At 57.0% G+C, this 16,874-nt stretch carries 10 protein-coding genes and 1 tRNA gene; 7 read left to right on the forward strand and 4 right to left on the reverse strand.

The genetic code is table 11. The features are described 5' to 3' along the window. Positions 1-65 precede the first annotated feature (65 nt). Complete coding sequence (locus tag FSZ31_RS06385; RefSeq protein WP_147122354.1) at positions 66-914, forward strand: ABC transporter permease; 849 nt, start codon at positions 66-68, stop codon at positions 912-914. Positions 915-948: 34 nt separating this feature from the next. Here the strand turns inward: FSZ31_RS06385 and hspQ are convergent, their stop codons facing one another. After that, positions 949-1,332, reverse strand: a complete 384-nt coding sequence (gene hspQ, locus FSZ31_RS06390; RefSeq protein WP_147122356.1) for a heat shock protein HspQ — start codon at positions 1,330-1,332, stop codon at positions 949-951. Between the two features lie 154 nt (positions 1,333-1,486). Here hspQ and FSZ31_RS06395 point away from each other — a divergent pair. Next, positions 1,487-1,576 (forward strand) — tRNA-Ser (locus FSZ31_RS06395). Between the two features lie 97 nt (positions 1,577-1,673). Next, positions 1,674-3,299 (forward strand): DUF6538 domain-containing protein, encoded by a 1,626-nt coding sequence (locus tag FSZ31_RS06400; protein WP_147122358.1) that lies wholly within the window; start codon positions 1,674-1,676, stop codon positions 3,297-3,299. Positions 3,300-3,607: 308 nt separating this feature from the next. On the opposite strand, the gene FSZ31_RS06405 is transcribed toward FSZ31_RS06400, so the two are convergent. From FSZ31_RS06405 to FSZ31_RS06415, 3 genes are read right to left on the reverse strand one after another with little or no spacing between them, the layout of a single operon-like run. Further along, entirely contained in the window at positions 3,608-6,376 is a 2,769-nt protein-coding gene (locus tag FSZ31_RS06405) for an AAA family ATPase (RefSeq protein ID WP_147122360.1), read from the reverse strand. Next, the gene (locus FSZ31_RS06410; protein ID WP_147122362.1) at positions 6,373-6,903 is read right to left on the reverse strand and encodes an ABC-three component system middle component 1; all 531 of its coding nucleotides are present in this window, start codon (positions 6,901-6,903) and stop codon (positions 6,373-6,375) included. The genes FSZ31_RS06405 and FSZ31_RS06410 overlap by 4 nt, the downstream gene beginning before the upstream one ends. Positions 6,904-6,917: 14 nt before the next feature. Further along, the gene (locus tag FSZ31_RS06415) at positions 6,918-8,333 is read right to left on the reverse strand and encodes an ABC-three component system protein (protein ID WP_147122364.1); all 1,416 of its coding nucleotides are present in this window, start codon (positions 8,331-8,333) and stop codon (positions 6,918-6,920) included. A 702-nt stretch (positions 8,334-9,035) separates the two neighbouring features. Between FSZ31_RS06415 and FSZ31_RS06420 the strand changes: the two genes are divergently transcribed. From FSZ31_RS06420 to FSZ31_RS06435, 4 genes are all read left to right on the forward strand, one after another. Next, on the forward strand, positions 9,036-9,602 hold the full coding sequence (locus FSZ31_RS06420) for a recombinase family protein (protein ID WP_147122366.1): 567 nt from the start codon (positions 9,036-9,038) through the stop codon (positions 9,600-9,602). A 730-nt stretch (positions 9,603-10,332) separates the two neighbouring features. Next, on the forward strand, positions 10,333-10,797 hold the full coding sequence (locus tag FSZ31_RS06425) for a hypothetical protein (protein ID WP_147122368.1): 465 nt from the start codon (positions 10,333-10,335) through the stop codon (positions 10,795-10,797). 1,509 nt (positions 10,798-12,306) lie between these two features. Further along, positions 12,307-13,959: a hypothetical protein gene (locus tag FSZ31_RS06430; RefSeq protein WP_408021641.1), complete on the forward strand. Its 1,653-nt coding sequence runs from the start codon at positions 12,307-12,309 to the stop codon at positions 13,957-13,959. A 72-nt stretch (positions 13,960-14,031) separates the two neighbouring features. After that, positions 14,032-16,743, forward strand: coding sequence for a TonB-dependent receptor domain-containing protein (locus FSZ31_RS06435; RefSeq protein WP_147122370.1), 2,712 nt, complete (start codon positions 14,032-14,034; stop codon positions 16,741-16,743). The last annotated feature ends 131 nt before the right edge of the window (positions 16,744-16,874 follow it).

The following is a 16,874-nucleotide window of genomic DNA, read 5'->3' on the forward strand; positions in this document are numbered from 1 at the left end:
GTTAGGGATTCGCGAGCCGGATTGCAACTTGCCGCGTGCGCGCTGGGCCGATAGGCGCTGCCATCATGGATAACGAAACAGGTCTTTCATCGCCAGCGCGCGCGACGCAGCGCTTTCCCGAACCCGGTGTGCGAACGATCCGGTCGGTCAACTGGTCGGGCACCCGCGCGCTGCTGATCAAGGAAATCCGCCGTTTCATGAAGGTCCAGACGCAGGCGGTCTGGGCCCCGGCGCTGTCGGCGATGCTGTTGCTCGTCGTGTTCACCGTCGCGCTCGGCCGTTCGGGGCGCGAAGTGATGGGCGTTCCCTTTGCCGCATTTATCGCGCCGGGCCTGATCATCATGGCGATGATGCAGAACAGTTTTGCCAATGCCAGCTTCTCGCTGCTCGTCGGCAAGATCCAGGGAACGATCGTCGATTACCTGATGCCGCCGATTTCCGAAGGCGAGCTGCTCTTCGCGCTGGTCGCCGGATCGGTCGTGCGCGCGCTGATGGTCGGCGTCGCGGTGTGGGTCGCTGTCCTGCTGTTTGTCGGTGGCGAAGCGGTGCCGACGCATGTCTGGGCGGTCGCGGTTTTCGGCCTGCTCGGTTCTACCATGCTCGGCTTCATGGGGGTGATCGCGTCGATCTGGGCCGAGAAGTTCGACCATGCCGCGGCGGTGACCAATTTCGTCATCGCGCCGCTCGCGCTGCTGTCGGGGACATTCTATTCGGTCGAGGCGCTGTCGCCGGTGTTTCGCGCGATCAGCCACGCCAACCCGTTCTTCTATGCGATATCGGGCTTTCGCTACGGCTTTATCGGGGTCGCCGATTCGCCGCTGGCGATCGGCGTCGCGGTGCTCGTCGGGGTCAACCTGCTGCTGTGGGGCACGTGCCTCGCGCTGTTGCGTTCGGGCTGGCGGCTCAAGGCCTGACGGCCGCGGACAGCCTCGCGATCAGTGGCCGCGATCAGTGGCGTAGGCGCGCCTTGAGCGCATAATTGCCCGACCCGCTGAGGTCGAACAGCGACCCGATACCGGGATGATCGACCGGACCGCCATCGGCATCGCGCAGCAGGTTCTGCTGGCTGACATAGGCGACATAGCTTTCGTCGGCGCTTTCGGCGAGCAGGTGGTAGAACGGCTGATCCTTGGCCGGGCGAATGCCTTCGGGGATCGAATCGTACCATTCGTCCGAATTGGCAAAGACCGGATCGATATCGAACACGACGCCGCGAAAATCGAACATGCGGTGGCGCACGACGTCGCCGATCGAAAACGTCGCGGTGGAAATCGGCGGCATGTCGGGCAGGGCGCGCGACTCGGTGCGGCCGGCGAAGGGAAAATCGGTCATGGCTTCAATGTAGGCGGCCGCGGCCGGGCTTCAAGCGAAATAGCATCGCCGGGCAGGTGCGTTGCGCAAAGGCTTGGCAAAGCCCTAACCATTGGCTATTGGCCCGCTTCCTGACGACCGGCCGGACGATTTCCCCCGCGCCATTCGCCTCTGCGGAGAGGTGGCAGAGTGGTCGAATGCGCTGCACTCGAAATGCAGTTTACGGGAGACCGTAACGTGGGTTCGAATCCCACCCTCTCCGCCACTAACTTGCTAAATCGTACACATGGCCTAGGAAATTCTTGTTTTCCGCCACATATGGTGCATGGTCTGCTACATAGCTTGCTACATTAGAGGAGAATATGAAGGGGGTTCGGGGGCATCGATATCTCGCTCGTAGAGGCGACAGATTGTATTATCGTAGGAGTGTGCCTGACGACGTTCGGCTCGCCTTCGGTGGTAGTGGCGAGGTCTGGAAATCCTTGAAGACGAGCGAATTGGCAGTTGCTCGAACTCGGTTGCAGAAAGCGAATGAGGCGTTCGAGACGCGCGTAGCAGTCGCTCGAAAAGAGGTCGCGCCTGCCAAGATCGCAACTGCGATCTACGAGCCTACCAAGCGTGAGATTGAAGTCCAAGTTCTCAGTGCTTTTAAGAATCGGCTAATGCGGTTGCGGGGCGTAAATAAGCAAGACCCCAAGCAAATAGCTGCAGCCCGCATCCGGCTTGAAGACCTGAAGGCCTTTCGCCGCGCGGTTCAAGGCTCGCGGGGGCTCGAAAGCGATAGCGCACCTCTAGACGTTTACTGGCAGGGCGAGGCTCTCTGCGACCGGCTTGGCTGGTCGCTCGATCACCAGGGCGAAAAATGGCACACTCTGCTCGATATGGTAGCGCGCTCGCAGATTGAGGTAGCAGAGCGTGAGATCCAGTTTTTAGAGGGTCGCCCTGCAACTGTTTGCGATAGTGGATTTGGCCCCGAGGAATTGCTTCGTAACGAACGAGAAGAGGCCGACTGCGGCGCCACGTTCGGGCCACCGGTGTCACTCTCGACCTTGTTCGAGGAGTATCAGTTAGAGCGGAAGCCAAGCCCCGCGACCGTAAAATCATTCCGCGCTAAAGTTCGTTCGTTCATTGTTTTCCTCGGTCACGAAGACGCGCGTCGAGTGACAAAGCGCGATGTTGCCCTGTGGCGTGACCATCTGCTTTCCGAAGGCGGTGCAGCCGGTAAGCCGCTGAATGTGAAGACCGTTCGCGAGACGTATCTATCCGCGATCAAAACAACCCTGGCCACGGGTGTCGGAAGCGGACAGCTACAAGAAAATGTGGCAAGTGGAGTGTCTGTCGCTGGTAAAAAGCGCGCGCCGAAGCTTCGTCCCAATGGTTTTACAGATAGCGAAGCCAAAGCGATCCTTAAGGCAACGCTGGCGGAGCATCGAACCTCGTTGAGCGACGGAAGACGACTAGCGCGACGATGGCTGCCGTGGCTGTGTGCGTATACCGGATCGAGGGTCGATGAAATGGCACAGCTTCGCGCTGAAGATGTAGAACTGATAGACGACATATGGACCATCCGGATCACCCCCGAAGCCGGGGGCACAAAAGATGGAAGTGCGCGTGTGGTCGCGCTACACCCGCATTTAGTTGATCAAGGCTTCCCCGAGCTTACACGAGCTCGACGAGGCCCCATCTTTTATGATCCGGCGCTGGCTCGTGGCGGATCGAGTGCGAATAGGCAGTCGAAGAAGGTGGGGGAGCATGTTGCGCGATGGGTTCGTGGCGAGGTGGGAGTTACGGATCGCGGAGTAAGACCAAACCACGGATGGAGGCATCGCTTTAAAACGCTTGCCCGCGACTGCCGCATGGTGCCGGAGATCAGGGATTACATTCAAGGTCACGTCCCTCGAACAGAAGGAGAAGCTTACGGTGACACTTCACCAAAAGCGACCCTTACAGAGATCGAGCGCATTCCTTGGTTTGATTTGGGGCATTGATATTGGCTGCCTAAGCAGCAGCTTTCAACGCTCGGAGGTTAGGCAGCTATTGACATCTCTCGTGGTCAACTCCCCCCAATCACCGGCTTCTGGAACGAGCGCTTGATCAACAGCTGACGATAGAGAAGACGCTCTGCCTTGCAACGCGTTGCAGAGCATGCTCCAGTACTGGGCTCCTTAAGTATTTCATCCGCGAAGACAGACGACTGCTCGACGTGCGACGATTGGGCCACGACCAGATTAGGAATTTGGGCACCCACTGTTTCATACGGCTAAAATAGTCATCGAAGGAAAATTGCAGATTTCAGCTACTGTCCGATATTTACGCCGCTGCGAGTGTTGCCTTCCAGCTCGACGACTCTCATGGCGCTGCCTCCTTCGGCCCGTAAGGTGTCGCCTACGCGTGCGAACTTCTCCGCGAGATGCCGAGTGAGAGAGCGGCTGGCAGTAGTGACGAGCACATTAGTTAAGCCCTCTTGTTCGATAGCTATTGATCTAAATACATCGATTAAACCCACCCGATTTAAATCGTCCAAATGGGCCATGGGTTCGTCAAGAATAAAGCTTCCCCCGATGCTGCGAGCTCTCGCGAGAAATAACGCTAGCGCGAGGTCTTGGCGTTGACCGTGGCTGAACTCCGGTGGTTCGATACGTTCCGCCCCGCATCCTCCTGCCCAGTAAAGCGTCGCCTCTCCTAAGCTAATTTCGTCGATTACTCTATTGGAATGAAGACGTGAAAAGATAGCATTGACGGACGCCGTAAGGCCAGAAATTCGTGCCTTGCTCTCGACTGCCGCGTGACCGCTAAAGGCCAATAAGGCGTTGCTCGTTGACTGTAGCTGCGCCTGCAGTCGTTCGAGCTCTGACGATACTTCGCTCCTTTTCTCACGTTTGCGCGATGCGACGACTAGCCTCGCTTCAAGTTCCGCGCTAGCTCTCGCCGCCTCAGCTTCGACTTCTGCTTTCAGTAAAGATGCCTCGGTGCCCTCATCTTGGAGAGAAACCTTTTCCAGCGTTTCTCTGTTTATCGGTTCCGAAATCCCTAGGGCGCTCCAGCTCTGTGTAAGCACGTCCAGTCTATTCCGCGCCTGTGCCTCTTGCGTCTCATAAGCTCGTGCTGCGGCGTCGGCGGCTGAGATCTGTTGTTCCGCATCCTGGATTTGATACAGGATCGCGTTATGTGATGCCTCTAGCTCGCCAAGAGAAGCAGATGACGCGGCTAAGAGATTGCTTATGCTGGTCAGCGCTGCTGCACTTGCATCTTCTAGCGGGATCTCGGTGTCGAAGCTGACAAAACGCCCAATAAGGCCTTGCGCTTTATCTAAGCTCCGAAGAGCGTCGGCTAGATCGAGACTTATCAGAAGGCGTTGTAGGATATGGTCAGCTTCATCCGGAACGGGAGTGGTTAACCATCTTGCGGCGTTCTGCTCGAACTCTGCGCACGAGGAAATAAGTCGGGAGATTTCACCGGTGAGCACTTGGTGCGCTTCTTCTCGCGCTGCTGCTTCTACCTCCAAGGCGTTCTGAGCGGAAAGGTCTTTCTCGAGCACAGCAATTTGCCTCTCGATCGCCTCCAACGAAGCAGGCGTACGTTCGGAGATTGTCTCCAGTGCTCGCCGAAGTAAGTCGGTTGTCTCCCAATCGTGCCCGCACGCGGGACAATCCGTTCCATGAGCCTCATGCGCTGCTAATTCCCGAGCAAGCATCTGGAGCCTTTGCACTGGCTCTGCTTCCACCTCCAACCGGCGACGAAGCTCCCGAAGTCTTGCTTGGTCCTGGACCGTCGACCCGCGAGAAGCCTTCAACTCAGCGTCAATTTCCAGCGCGGTGGTAGAGGTGATCAGCTCGCCTTGCTTAATCTCTAGCTCTGCTCTCCGCCTCCGGTATTCGGGAAGACCGAATGAGAGAGCTTGGACGGCGGCACGTTTAACCTGCCGCGCATCGTCCGATAGTTCCCAGTCTCTGGTTCGTGCAAAGGACTGGCTGAGCGACAGCTTTCCTGGTTGCTCAGCCCCAAGCCGCCCGTAATGCACGAGTACGCTTGAGCTAGCTGTTTTCAACTGCTCTCTGCCTTCAGCGAGGTCAGTGACGCGAGCTCTTAGGCCTTGCCGCCGACCTACGATAGAGGCGGCCTCCTCCTGTAGCTTGACAAGTTGAGGTCGGATTTTCGCAGATGTTGCCTCGGCAGCCTTGCGCCCATTCTCAGCTTCGGCAGCATTTCTTTGAAGGTCGGAAATCTGAGGTATTTGCACTCGCAGCATTGCGATATTTAAGCGGCGCTGGGCGTACTGCTGACGTTGCCCTGCAATAGCGCCAACAACCTGCTGCACTCTTGTCTCCAACGCAGCATCGGAGGATTGAAGATTCAACAGACGCTCGGCGGCTTCGATTGAGGCGCGGGCGGGCACCTCAGGAGCAGTCAATCCCGCACGTTCCAAATCGGCGAGCTCTTCGGTTATGCTGTCAAACGACGAAACTAATCGCCGCTCTTCTTTCTTAAGAGCTGTTTTTAACTTTTCGAGTTTGTTCTCAGCCTCAAGCAGGTGTCGAGTGCCGAGTAAATCAGAAAATATTTCTTGCCTCCGATCCTCGGCTTCAGGGTCTAATAGAATGGCTAACGTGTCGGAGGATAAAAAGCGGGTACCCCGGATATACTCTTGTCTCTGGTGGATTGTGCGCTTGTAATGAGCCTTTCCTGCTCCTTCGGGGGCAAGTTTTTCCAACAGGTCAGACAGATTTACAGGGTGCCAGTTTCCATTACCCTCAGCCAGGCATAGCTCACCTATTCGTCGTCGAACGCGATGCACGGATCCATTTATTCTTATATGTGCGGTAACCTCGGTCCGAAATGAGTTGTCGAACTTTGGACGTAGGATTGTTTCGTCGAAGCTTGGTCCAACGCATAGTCGAGCAACCTTGCCGGTGACTACCCACTCAGCGGCGTCGCAGATTGTCGTTTTACCGGTACCATTAGGAGCGTAGAGAACGGTGAGGGGAGATCTCAGATCAACCGGCAGCGGTTTAGCAAGGCCCCGGAAACCTTGAATTTCGATTTTGTCGATGGCCAGTGCTGTCATCGCAGAAGCTCCAAAATTGTTGAAGCTTCGTTAGGCCCGTTTTTTCGTACAATTTCCCAAACGCCCAGCGCATCTTCATCCATATCTGGGTAAGATAGGTCTTCTGACGCGATAATGGGTTGGGGAAGAGCTATGACGGTGATTTTTTCAACGCCTTTCCAACTCAGATCATTGAGCTCTTCAAACCAAATGACGTGCTTTCGGCAAACCATTGTCGACTGCTCAATCTCACGAATAACACCAATTTCGGAAGGTGGACTGGGCAATGCCAGAACCAAGTAGCCATCTGTCAACGACCCTCCCTCTTTCAGGGCTAGATTTTCGTCCAGCCAATCTTGTCCGGTAATCTCCGCCTCCTCTAATACGTGAGTTTCCACGCTGGCTACGGGCCAAAGGAGTAATGTAGCATAGCTACTTGTCCACATGGCGGCGCCATCGGGTAGAGGCATGTCGTGCGTCGGCTCGGCCCGACGCAGGCCCACCGTCTCACAGCGTTTACCTAGCTCGTGTAGGGGAAGCGTAATCATGACGTAAACTATCCTTAACGCAGGGCATCCGAAGCACGGGCCTTAACATTTTCGATTGTGGCAGCCCCGTCTGCATAGATCGCGGCAATCGTCCCCAGCGGTACGCACCTAATTTTTCTAATGGATCGGGCTGCAGCCCAGTCGCCCTCTTCGGTAGGGGGTTGGCTAATGTCTGATTTTCGATCCGGAATGACGGGGCCAAGCGCAACATCGTCCGGGTTTCCGCGCGCAATCACCTGCAACGGTGGGTGTGCAGCGCCCTTGAGAGCCCAGTCCTGCAACGTTCTCATGATAGCGCGTCCGCTTAGGCGCGGATCGCGCCATACTAACACATTAGTTTCCCCTCGCCGCATCTGGCCCGCCTCAGCTGGGTCTTGTTGCCAAGTGCTCCCATCGAGGTCTGCCACAAAGGCGAGAGTGTTCAGCCCCTCAGAGAGGGCGTTCGCCACGGTAAAAAAATCGTCACCGTTCATGTCCGGATCGCGATCGACGCCTGAAATGATGCTTCCAGCGATCAAAGATCCGCTAGGATAATTGCCTGTTTCCAAATGCGCTCTGATTTTTTGCAGGCCTGAGCCAAGACTGGATGAGAAATCTGCCTGTTGAGGGTAGCGCAGCGTGAACCTGTGCAATTCAAAATCACAAGTTGACATTCGTAGCGTGTCGTCAGTCTCGATCCGACCTGCATTTATTGGGCAGCAGTTAACCGCGCGCCAACGTACAAGCGAACTGATAGGTGTGTACGGTGGCCAAGCTACATCGCCACATACGACACAGGGACCGCTATCACGCAGTACTAGTCCATTAAAGTGAGGGGTTTGTACGGCGCGTCCGGCCGGGAACGCTTCGTGGCCCTTGTTAAGATCCGTGCGTCGCCCAAAGACGCCACTTAGTGAACGCCAGCGATCAAGCTCTTCCTCGGGGTGAAGTTTCCCGTATGCTTGATTGGCGACGGCTATAACCACAGCCTGATTACTTATTTGCGCGGCTACGTCGCCAATGGCGGTCTGCCAGTTTGGATCGAAGGCGGTGCTCTGCAAAAGCGAAGCTGTCACAAGGATAGGAAGGTCCAGTAGTTCGTCCCTGAGTGAACGTTCTAATCGGCTCTGGATGCTCCCATTTTCCATTCGCGGCCTAAGCATATCCGCGCAAATAAGGGGGAAAAGGCGAAGGTCTGAAAGTCTAACCTCTAAGAGCGCCTTTCCCTCTAGAAGATCTGGCTGCCCAAGAGCCTCATGCGATTGTTCAAGGTGATTTTTGACAAAAACGATACAGATGGGCGCCTCGTTAGGACGGTGGATCCAGCACCAACCACCGTTCAGCCGACGATTTCCGGTGACCGGGCGCGCATCTTGATCCCAGGCCGCTAGCCTTTTTGTCTCACCGTCGTCGACGCCGAGCCATTCTTCAACAACCGAGGCTGCGGTCATCCCAAAGCCAGCGATAAGTATAAGGGGTCTTGGCGACTGGCGAACGGCTTGGTCCACTCGGTGCCAATCCGCAGATGCCAACGCATACTCGGGAGCAAGGATGAGTGTGGGTGGCCGCTGAGGAATGAGATCGTCAAGAATTGGCACATGCCCCTCTCGACCCACCAATTCTTCAATCGTTGTAACTACGTCACTGCGGCTCTGATCGTCCGGTATATGCGATAAATCTACTGGTGCCACCTGCAGCAGACACGTAGCGAGGCGGCCACCCTCCCTCGCCGTGAAGTCCACTGTTACGACGGAATGTCCGTCCGTGTAATGAGTTGTGTGTTCGACCATATTTGAGGAGCTTGGCAGAAGCCCGACGAAAAACCAATGGCTTGAGATTAATGTGTCCCTGCCTGGCTCTCGAAGCTTCTTGAGGGACCTTCCCCTAGTTGGACGGAGCGGGGACGCTCAATGTGGCTCACACTGGTTCAATTTATCCAATTAGACGCTTTCTCGTATGCTCCTAGGAACATGTTGGACACCGAGATGCGTTAGTTTTTATGAACAAGATTATAGGTCAGATGAACAAGATTATAGGTCAGTATGTATCAGCCGCATTTTATTTTCGAGACCTGTGTACAGTATTTGAATGTCCTAGACCGTGCGGCACACTCGGCTAGACTAAACCTAGGAGAAATAACCTAGGAAATTCGGTTGCTTATTGGCTACGCACGAACTTCGACATTCGATCAGGTTGCCGGGTTAGACGCTCAACTTAGCGCCCTCGAACAAGTTGGTTGCATTGAGCGTCTGTTTCGAGAGCAGGTTTCCTCCGTCGGCGAGCGAGAGCAACTCGATCAGGCACTGGATTTTGCAAGAGAGGGTGACGTCTTCGTTGTCGTCAGGCTCGACCGTCTTGCTCGCTCCACCACCGACCTACTTCGGATTATCGACCTTCTTGAGACTAAGGGTGTCGCTCTACGTGTTCTGGACTTTGGCGGGGCCGAGATGGACACGAAGTCACCTACGGGCCGCCTCATGATCACGATGTTCGGCGCGCTCGCGCAATTCGAGCGAGAGTTGATGCTCGTCAGGCAGCGTGAAGGAATTGAACGCGCCAAACGGGAGGGCAAATATAAAGGCAGGGCACCGACGGCCCTCCGCAAATTGCCAGCGATGCGTGCGCTTGCTGGAGAGGGCCTCACTCCTTCGGAGATCGCCAATCGCCTGCAGGTGTCTCGCGCATCCGTTTACCGCCTGTTGTCGGCGGAACGGGCATGAGAGTTCAGGCGAGGCACTTCGCGACACCAGCTGGCCAATTCGAGGGCATTTTTGAACTGCCAAATGAGGGGCCGGCGGTCAACCTACATGCAACTGTTAGCCGGGAAATCACGAGCCAAATCTGCACCTGGTTGCAAGGCGCTGTCAGTAAGCTACACGCCGCCCTTAACTCGACCGACCTGCGACCGTGATCGAACCATACAGTTCAGTCCCCGCTGATGTAATCCTTGATCGGAAGGTCGAAGCTCTCATCATAGATGGTTTTCCGTTGCCACGTTGGGGTTGGCCGGTACCCGGATCGTACAATGGTGCCACGGGAGCTGAAAGGATCGCAGTGTGGCAGAAAAATAACATCGCTTGGCGGATGGGATTGCTAGAAAGGCATTCTATCTGCTCTCTATGTGAGACGCGTCAAGCAGAGCACAGCCATAACGAATTATATTTTCGACCGTTCGCTCTGAAGTCGGTTTGTCGGTCCTGCCATACCCGCATTCATCGCCGTTTCGACAATCCGACAAAGTGGCGCGCATTTCTCGATGAGACGGTCCGAGCCGATAACTGGGCCTGCATCCTTTTGCCCGACCAGATTAGTCGCGCAGAAGCCAAAGCGCTGTCACATCGGCCCGATTGGCTGGCTGCCCTTAAGTCGGTTAGCGAGACTTACGCGGCAATTCGGTAAATAGAATGTCTATAGCACGGCGCATCCGTTGATCGTTGCTACGACGACGACATGATGCTGACGAATTGGGATTACATGCCGATGTTGCGCGTCGTGCTCGATGAAGCCCACCCCGATTTCGATAATTCCCGGCACACCAGCGTGCGCGACGCCAAGCACCTCTACGGCAAGGGCGACAAGGTCCATTGGTTCGAGGTGCCTGACAGCCGCGAAGGTTGGGCAGAGGCCGTCGAACTGCTGGAGATCATGACCTACCAGAAGGTCTACCGCGACGAACTGCTCGTGCTCGACTTCTCGAAGGTCCGCGAGAAGAACGCTCCGATCATGGGGATGCAAGGTCGCCCGTCCTCCGGACCCGTGCCCCTTATGAGCGCACTGGAGATGATTACCCAGATCAAGGGCGCTGGGATGAAGCCGTGGAAGCAGGCGCTCTACGTCGACCACTGGCTGGCGTTGCCTGTCCTCGTCGGCGGAGCGCGCCGCGCCGCTCGCATGAGCACGAAGCACTGGTCCTAACACCGTAAATGGCATACATTTTAGAGTATGGTTCAACTAATAGACATGACAGGGCAAGTTTGGGGGGAGTGGGTCGTTTTGCGTCGCGACGACAACAGAAATCTAGGTGGAGCTTGGTGGATTTGCCGATGCTCATGCGGAGTGGAGCGATCAGTAATGGGGCGCCACATGCGTACGGGAAATTCCGTATCCTGCGGACACCTTGCACACACTGCTGATGGCCTGTCGGCCCGGTATCCTAGCGAGTATGGAACCTGGCGTATGATGCTCCTTAGGTGTGGCGACCCTAGAAGTAGTTCATATGCAAATTACGGCGCACGCGGCATCAGAGTTTGTAGTCGTTGGCAAGTTTTCAAAAGCTTTTTCGAAGATATGGGCCCTAAGCCTAACTCTGATTTTCAAATCGACCGACTTGATAACGATGACGGATATTATAAGCAAAACTGTGCCTGGGTTAGCAGAAGCGAAAACATTAGGAACTCCACACGGTCGCGATTGATTGAGCATGACGGCGAACGACTGCCAGTAGTCGTTTGGGCTAATCGCCTTGGTATCAAGGCATCTATTTTATACGGCAGGTTACGTATGGGGTGGACGGAGGAGCGAGCGTTAACTCAGCCTGTTCGGATGAACCCCAACACAAGGCAAGGCCGCGCCGTCGGCCCAGCTCAAGGACCCAGGCCCGAGATTGCCCCTCGGCCTCGGAGGAAGGCGTTCTTTAGCGCGAGCAGAGAAGATCTTCTCTGACGATTAGAGAAATAACAGATGCCAATTGTCGCTGGAGGTTTGAGCACTGAGCTGATTGGGCCGAGAAAGGATGCGATAGCTACGCCGCCTGCTACAAAAAGGGCTACATTATGCGTGACCTGATTATGGCCATTGCCCCAAAAATGGCGCCTTTCTTGTTGGAAGGGTAGTCTCCCACCCTCTCCGCCACCGATCGTTCCAGACCTGTCTCGTCCCAGTGCGGTCATGGTGCCCTATGGTCGCCCGTGAAGGTGCGCAGGTTGCCTGGCGACGTGCACGAGAAAGGGTCGAAAATCCGATAGGGATGGGCGTCATGTCGGAAATGAGGCGAATCGAATTTGAGGGCAATATTGGCGATTGTTAGCGCGGAAAAGGCCATCATGCGCAACGTTGCCCCGAGACTCCAATAAACCCCTTGAGTGCCCGGCTTCCTGCCATGACGTTTCCGATCTGCTCTTCCGCGTAAGGAATTCTATTTCCTTGCAGTCGCCACCCGCAAACAGCCCTGCTTATAGGCTTAGGCGGAACGCGCGAGGAGTTCTCCTGAACGCGGGTTTCGACTTTCCCGATCCCGTCTGACGAATGTGTCACAATGCTGGCACCAAACTGTCATCGGATTGTCTCACTCCCTGCATCGCCGAGTCATGTCGCGCCCCTAGTGCCCCCTCAAGACCGGCGCAGGGGGCGATGGTCGTTATATCGTTTCCCTGCTTCCGGATCGCTAGTTCCCACTAACGCCGGCGCGGCCGGAGCGGAGATATCATGACCCAGATGAAGACAATGCGTGCCCTATTCATGTTGAGCGTTGCGGGAACAGTCCTGAGCGCCTGTGGGGCCGGCGATATTGCGTCGCCCGGCACCGGCGGTAATGTGACGATCAACTATCCTGCGCCGACCCCGACACCAGCTCCTGCTCCGACGCCAACCCCTACCCAGGTCACGCCGGCGACCGGCTGCCCGACAATAGCAGATCCTCAGGGTTTGACCGACGCCGGTACGATCACCGGCCCGACCGGCACCTACCGTGTCTGCAGCCTTCCCGCGCGAATCAACCGCAGCATTACGTTGCCCAAGATTGCCGGCCTTCTCTATCAGCTTACCGGCCGCGTCGATGTCGGCACCGACGGTGGCCCCGCCGCGTCGGCAGCCGATTCGAACGTCACACTGACGATCGATCCCGGTGTAATCATTTACGGCGGCGCGGGTGTATCGTGGCTTGCCGTCAATCGCGGCAACAAGATCAACGCCGTCGGTACCGCGACGCAGCCGATCGTCTTTACCAGCCGCGACAATGTTCTGGGACTCAACACCGACAATTCATCGGGTCAGTGGGGCGGAATTGTCTTGATGGGCCGCGCGCAGATCACCGACTGTACGACCCCGGGTGCCCCGCCCCTGGCGAACGGCAGCTCACCAAATGCGGGCACGCTCGCGTGCGAACGGCAGACCGAAGGTGCGGTTGACCCGGCGGTATACGGTGGCGTCAACAACGCCGATAGCAGTGGCACGCTGGACTATGTCCAGATCCGCTATTCGGGTTATGTCCTGTCGTCCAACAACGAGCTTCAGTCGCTGACCACCGAGGGCATCGGCAGCGGCACGAAACTTGACCACATCATGTCGTTCAACAGCTCGGACGATGGCGCAGAGTTTTTCGGCGGCCATGTTCACATGAAGCATTATGTTTCGGTCGGGGCCGAGGATGACAATCTCGACACCGATACGGGGACGAAGGCGAACTTCCAGTACGTCATCGTCGTCCAGCGTCCGGGCATCGGCGACGCGATGATCGAGGCCGATTCGGACAACTCGGTCGATGCCGACAATCCGCGCCAGAATACCACGGTATCGAATGCGACCTTCATCGACCAGTCGGCGAACAATTCGGACCAGGCATCGATCCTTCTGCGCGGCGGCACCGATTATTCGCTGCTCAACACGGTAATGGTCAACAAACAGACGAACCCTTGTTTGCGCGTAAGCCGTAGCCAGACGGCAACGACTACGGCCGACAGCAGCAAGGACGAAGTCGGCGCGCCGATCTTCCGTTCGACCGTGTTCAGCGGCTGCGGCACGCAGAAATACATCGGCTCGAGCGGCGTTACCGATGCCGCCGTCGCGGCGCTGTTCGGCACCGGCACGAACAACAACAACGACAATTACACGCCGTCGCTGATGAGCCTGTTCATCAACGGTGCAACCGAGAACGCCGTCACGCCGTTCGACGCCAGCACGTATAACGGGCGGGTAATCAACGGGATCGAAGTGACCCGCGCAGGCTTCTTCGACAAGACCAGCTACATCGGTGCGGTCAAGGACGCCTCGGATACCTGGTACCAGGGCTGGACCTGTAACAGCTCGACCGCGGACTTCGGCGCCGGCGGAAGCCTTTGCACCTCGCTCCCCACGAACTGAACCGCGACGCAAGCCATTGAGGGGGTGCGCACGTGGCGCACCCCTTTTCATGCCAGATATTAGGGAAATACAATGTCCAAGTCCTGGAAGCTGACCGGCCTTTTGCTCGCATCGTCCGCTTTGGTGATGCCGGCTGCTGCGCTGGCCCAAACGGCACCGAGCATGCCGCCATCTGATAATGTCCAACGCGAAGAGACGGTAGTCAGCGACCAAGCGACGCCGGACGTTCAGCAAGTCGACGATCAAAATGCCCAGCCCGACATTTCGATTCCCGGTGCCATGACCGGGCAAGGCATTGTCGTTACCGGCGAGCGTCGCCGCAATATCGAACAGGTTGCCACGCAGGTGGTCTCGGTCCTGTCGAGCGCCGATATCGCTCGCACCGGCGAAGGCGATATCGCTGGCGCACTTGGTCGTGTTCCGGGGCTCAGTGTCGTAGGCAACGGCTTCGTCTATGTCCGCGGGCTAGGCGACCGCTATTCGCTGGCGCTCCTCAACGGCTCGCCGCTGCCAAGCCCCGAACCGCTCAAGCGCGTCGTCCCTCTCGACCTTTTTCCTGCGAGTATCATCGCCTCCTCGCTCGTGCAGAAGAGCTATTCGGTGAACTTCCCCGGCGAATTCGGCGGCGGCGTCATCAATCTCACGACCAAGGCGGTGCCCGAGGAAAGCTTTCTTACCTTGGGTGGCGGCATCGGCATCGATTCCGAGACGACAAACCAGCTCGGCTATACCTATTATGGCAGCAAGACCGACTGGACGGGGTTCGATAACGGCAATCGCGATATACCACCCGCGCTCGCCGATTATCTTTCAAGTGGACAGCGCCTCAGCCAGGGCACCGTCGATGGCCAGGCGATCGCCAGCCAACTGGTGACCGGACGCAACGTCATAGTGCAGCGAAACAGCCACTTGCCGCCCAATGTGTCGGCATCGATTACGGGCGGGACGTCGTTCGAACTGGGTGGAGACACGCGCCTGGGAATCATCGCCTCGGCAAGTTACGGCAACAAATGGCGCACCCGCGATGCGCTTCAACAGACGTCGAACGCGGCCGATTTGTCGTCGACCGAATTGAACTTCCAGCGTGTCATCACCGATGATCGTATCGTCGTCAACGGCCTGCTCGGTCTCGGTCTCGAGATGGGCGACAACAAGATACGCCTGACCAACCTCTACATCCGCGACACGCTCAAACAGGCGCGGCTCGGCGTTGGCCAGCGCCAGACCACCTCGCCGACGGCGACGCTGATGCAGCAGGATACCGCCTGGTACGAACGCCAACTAATCGATTCGCAGGTGACCGGCGAATTCAATTTCAAAGGTGTCAGCATCGACGTCCGTGGCGGCTATGCCAATTCGCAGCGCGAGGCGCCCAACGAGTTCAGTTTCGAATATTATCGCAGCAACAGCCCCACCGATCCGCTCGGCCAGTATTTCATCAACCGCCTGAACAATGGACAAAATGGCAGCGCGACAGTCAGCTATTCGGACCTCAACGAGAATCTGTGGTCGGCGGGAAGCGACATCGGTTATCGGTTCTCCGACCTTCTGGCGGTCACAATCGGCTACGCCTATTCGGATACCCAGCGCCGCACCGAGGTGCGCGAATTCCAGTTTACCGCGCCAAGCGATTTTCCGATCGGTGTCTCGCTGTTCCGCCCCGACCTGTTGCTAGAGCCGGCAGTAATCGACGCATTCAACGTCGCGCTCATCGACACCAATGAGGCCAATCCGGTCTTCCTGTCCAAACTGCGCACCAACGCCGGCTATGGCCAGGTCGACCTCCAGTTTACCCCAGCGCTCAGCCTGAATGCGGGTGTTCGTTACGAATCCGCAAACCAGTCGGTGACGCCGGTCCAAGTGTTCGATACGCCGACCGCCTCTTTGGCAGGCACCAAGATCGATCGCGCCTATTGGTTGCCCGCGGCGACTGTAACGTGGGAATTTGCCCCCAAGATGCAATTGCGTCTGAGCGGCTCGAAGACGATCGCCCGGCCGCAGTTCCGCGAACTCGTGTTTCAGACGTTCTTCGATCCTGAAAGCAATCGCCAGTATCAGGGCAACCCCCTGCTCACCGACAGCCAGCTCTACAACGCCGAGGCGCGGTACGAATATTATTTCGCGCGCGATCAGCACATCTCGCTCGCGGGGTTCTACAAGCGGCTCGACAATCCGATCGAAACCTATTCGACATTCAGCGACAACACCGTGATCACGAGCTTTGCGAATGCGCCGCGCGCCAACCTCTATGGCGTCGAGCTTGAAGTGCAGAAATATGTTCCGCTCGAGACGCTCGGGACCGCGTTCGCTGCGCGACGGCTCGTCCTGATCGGAAACTATACCTACACGAAGTCCAAGTTGCTCGTGCGCGACACCGATCCGCTCGCGATCTTCGCTTTCTCGGCGAACAAGGCCACCGACGTGTTCCGCGACGGCGCGCCGCTCACGGGGCAGTCCGATCATATTGCCAATATCCAGATCGGCCTGGAGGACGAGGACCGCCTGTCGCAACAGACGTTCCTGATCAACTACGCCAGTCCGCGAGTGACCAGCCGAGGGGCGTCGTTGCAGCCCGATATCCAGGAGAAGCCGGGCCTGACGCTCGATTTGGTGGCGAGACAGGGTTTCGATGTCCTCGGCAGAGAGCTCGAAATCAAGTTCGAGGCGCGCAACATTACCGGCCAGAAATACCAAGAATACCAGCAGTCGGGTGACAACATCATCTATTTCAATCGCTACAAGCTCGGCACGACGGTCTCACTCAGCGCTTCGATAAAGCTGTAACCCAAGCCTTCGCCCGGATTGGCTCAAGCATGTCCGGGCAGTTGAAATATTTGAGTCATTTAAACGTCAACACGACGTCACGACCCGCTGTCACTGAAGCTGCATCCAGGGGGTGCAATTCGTAATAACAT

This window comes from Flavisphingopyxis soli, assembly GCF_007995095.1.
GTDB classification, from domain to species: Bacteria; Pseudomonadota; Alphaproteobacteria; order Sphingomonadales; family Sphingomonadaceae; genus Flavisphingopyxis; species Flavisphingopyxis soli.

What these genes read in the sequence shown, in the direction of transcription:
- FSZ31_RS06385 (WP_147122354.1), top strand. Translation starts at nt 66, where the DNA reads ATGGATAACGAAACAGGTCTTTCATCGCCAGCGCGCGCGACGCAGCGC.
- hspQ (WP_147122356.1), bottom strand. Translation starts at nt 1,332, where the DNA reads ATGACCGATTTTCCCTTCGCCGGCCGCACCGAGTCGCGCGCCCTGCCC.
- FSZ31_RS06400 (WP_147122358.1), top strand. Translation starts at nt 1,674, where the DNA reads ATGAAGGGGGTTCGGGGGCATCGATATCTCGCTCGTAGAGGCGACAGA.
- FSZ31_RS06405 (WP_147122360.1), bottom strand. Translation starts at nt 6,376, where the DNA reads ATGACAGCACTGGCCATCGACAAAATCGAAATTCAAGGTTTCCGGGGC.
- FSZ31_RS06410 (WP_147122362.1), bottom strand. Translation starts at nt 6,903, where the DNA reads ATGATTACGCTTCCCCTACACGAGCTAGGTAAACGCTGTGAGACGGTG.
- FSZ31_RS06415 (WP_147122364.1), bottom strand. Translation starts at nt 8,333, where the DNA reads ATGACCGCAGCCTCGGTTGTTGAAGAATGGCTCGGCGTCGACGACGGT.
- FSZ31_RS06425 (WP_147122368.1), top strand. Translation starts at nt 10,333, where the DNA reads ATGATGCTGACGAATTGGGATTACATGCCGATGTTGCGCGTCGTGCTC.
- FSZ31_RS06430 (WP_408021641.1), top strand. Translation starts at nt 12,307, where the DNA reads ATGACCCAGATGAAGACAATGCGTGCCCTATTCATGTTGAGCGTTGCG.
- FSZ31_RS06435 (WP_147122370.1), top strand. Translation starts at nt 14,032, where the DNA reads ATGTCCAAGTCCTGGAAGCTGACCGGCCTTTTGCTCGCATCGTCCGCT.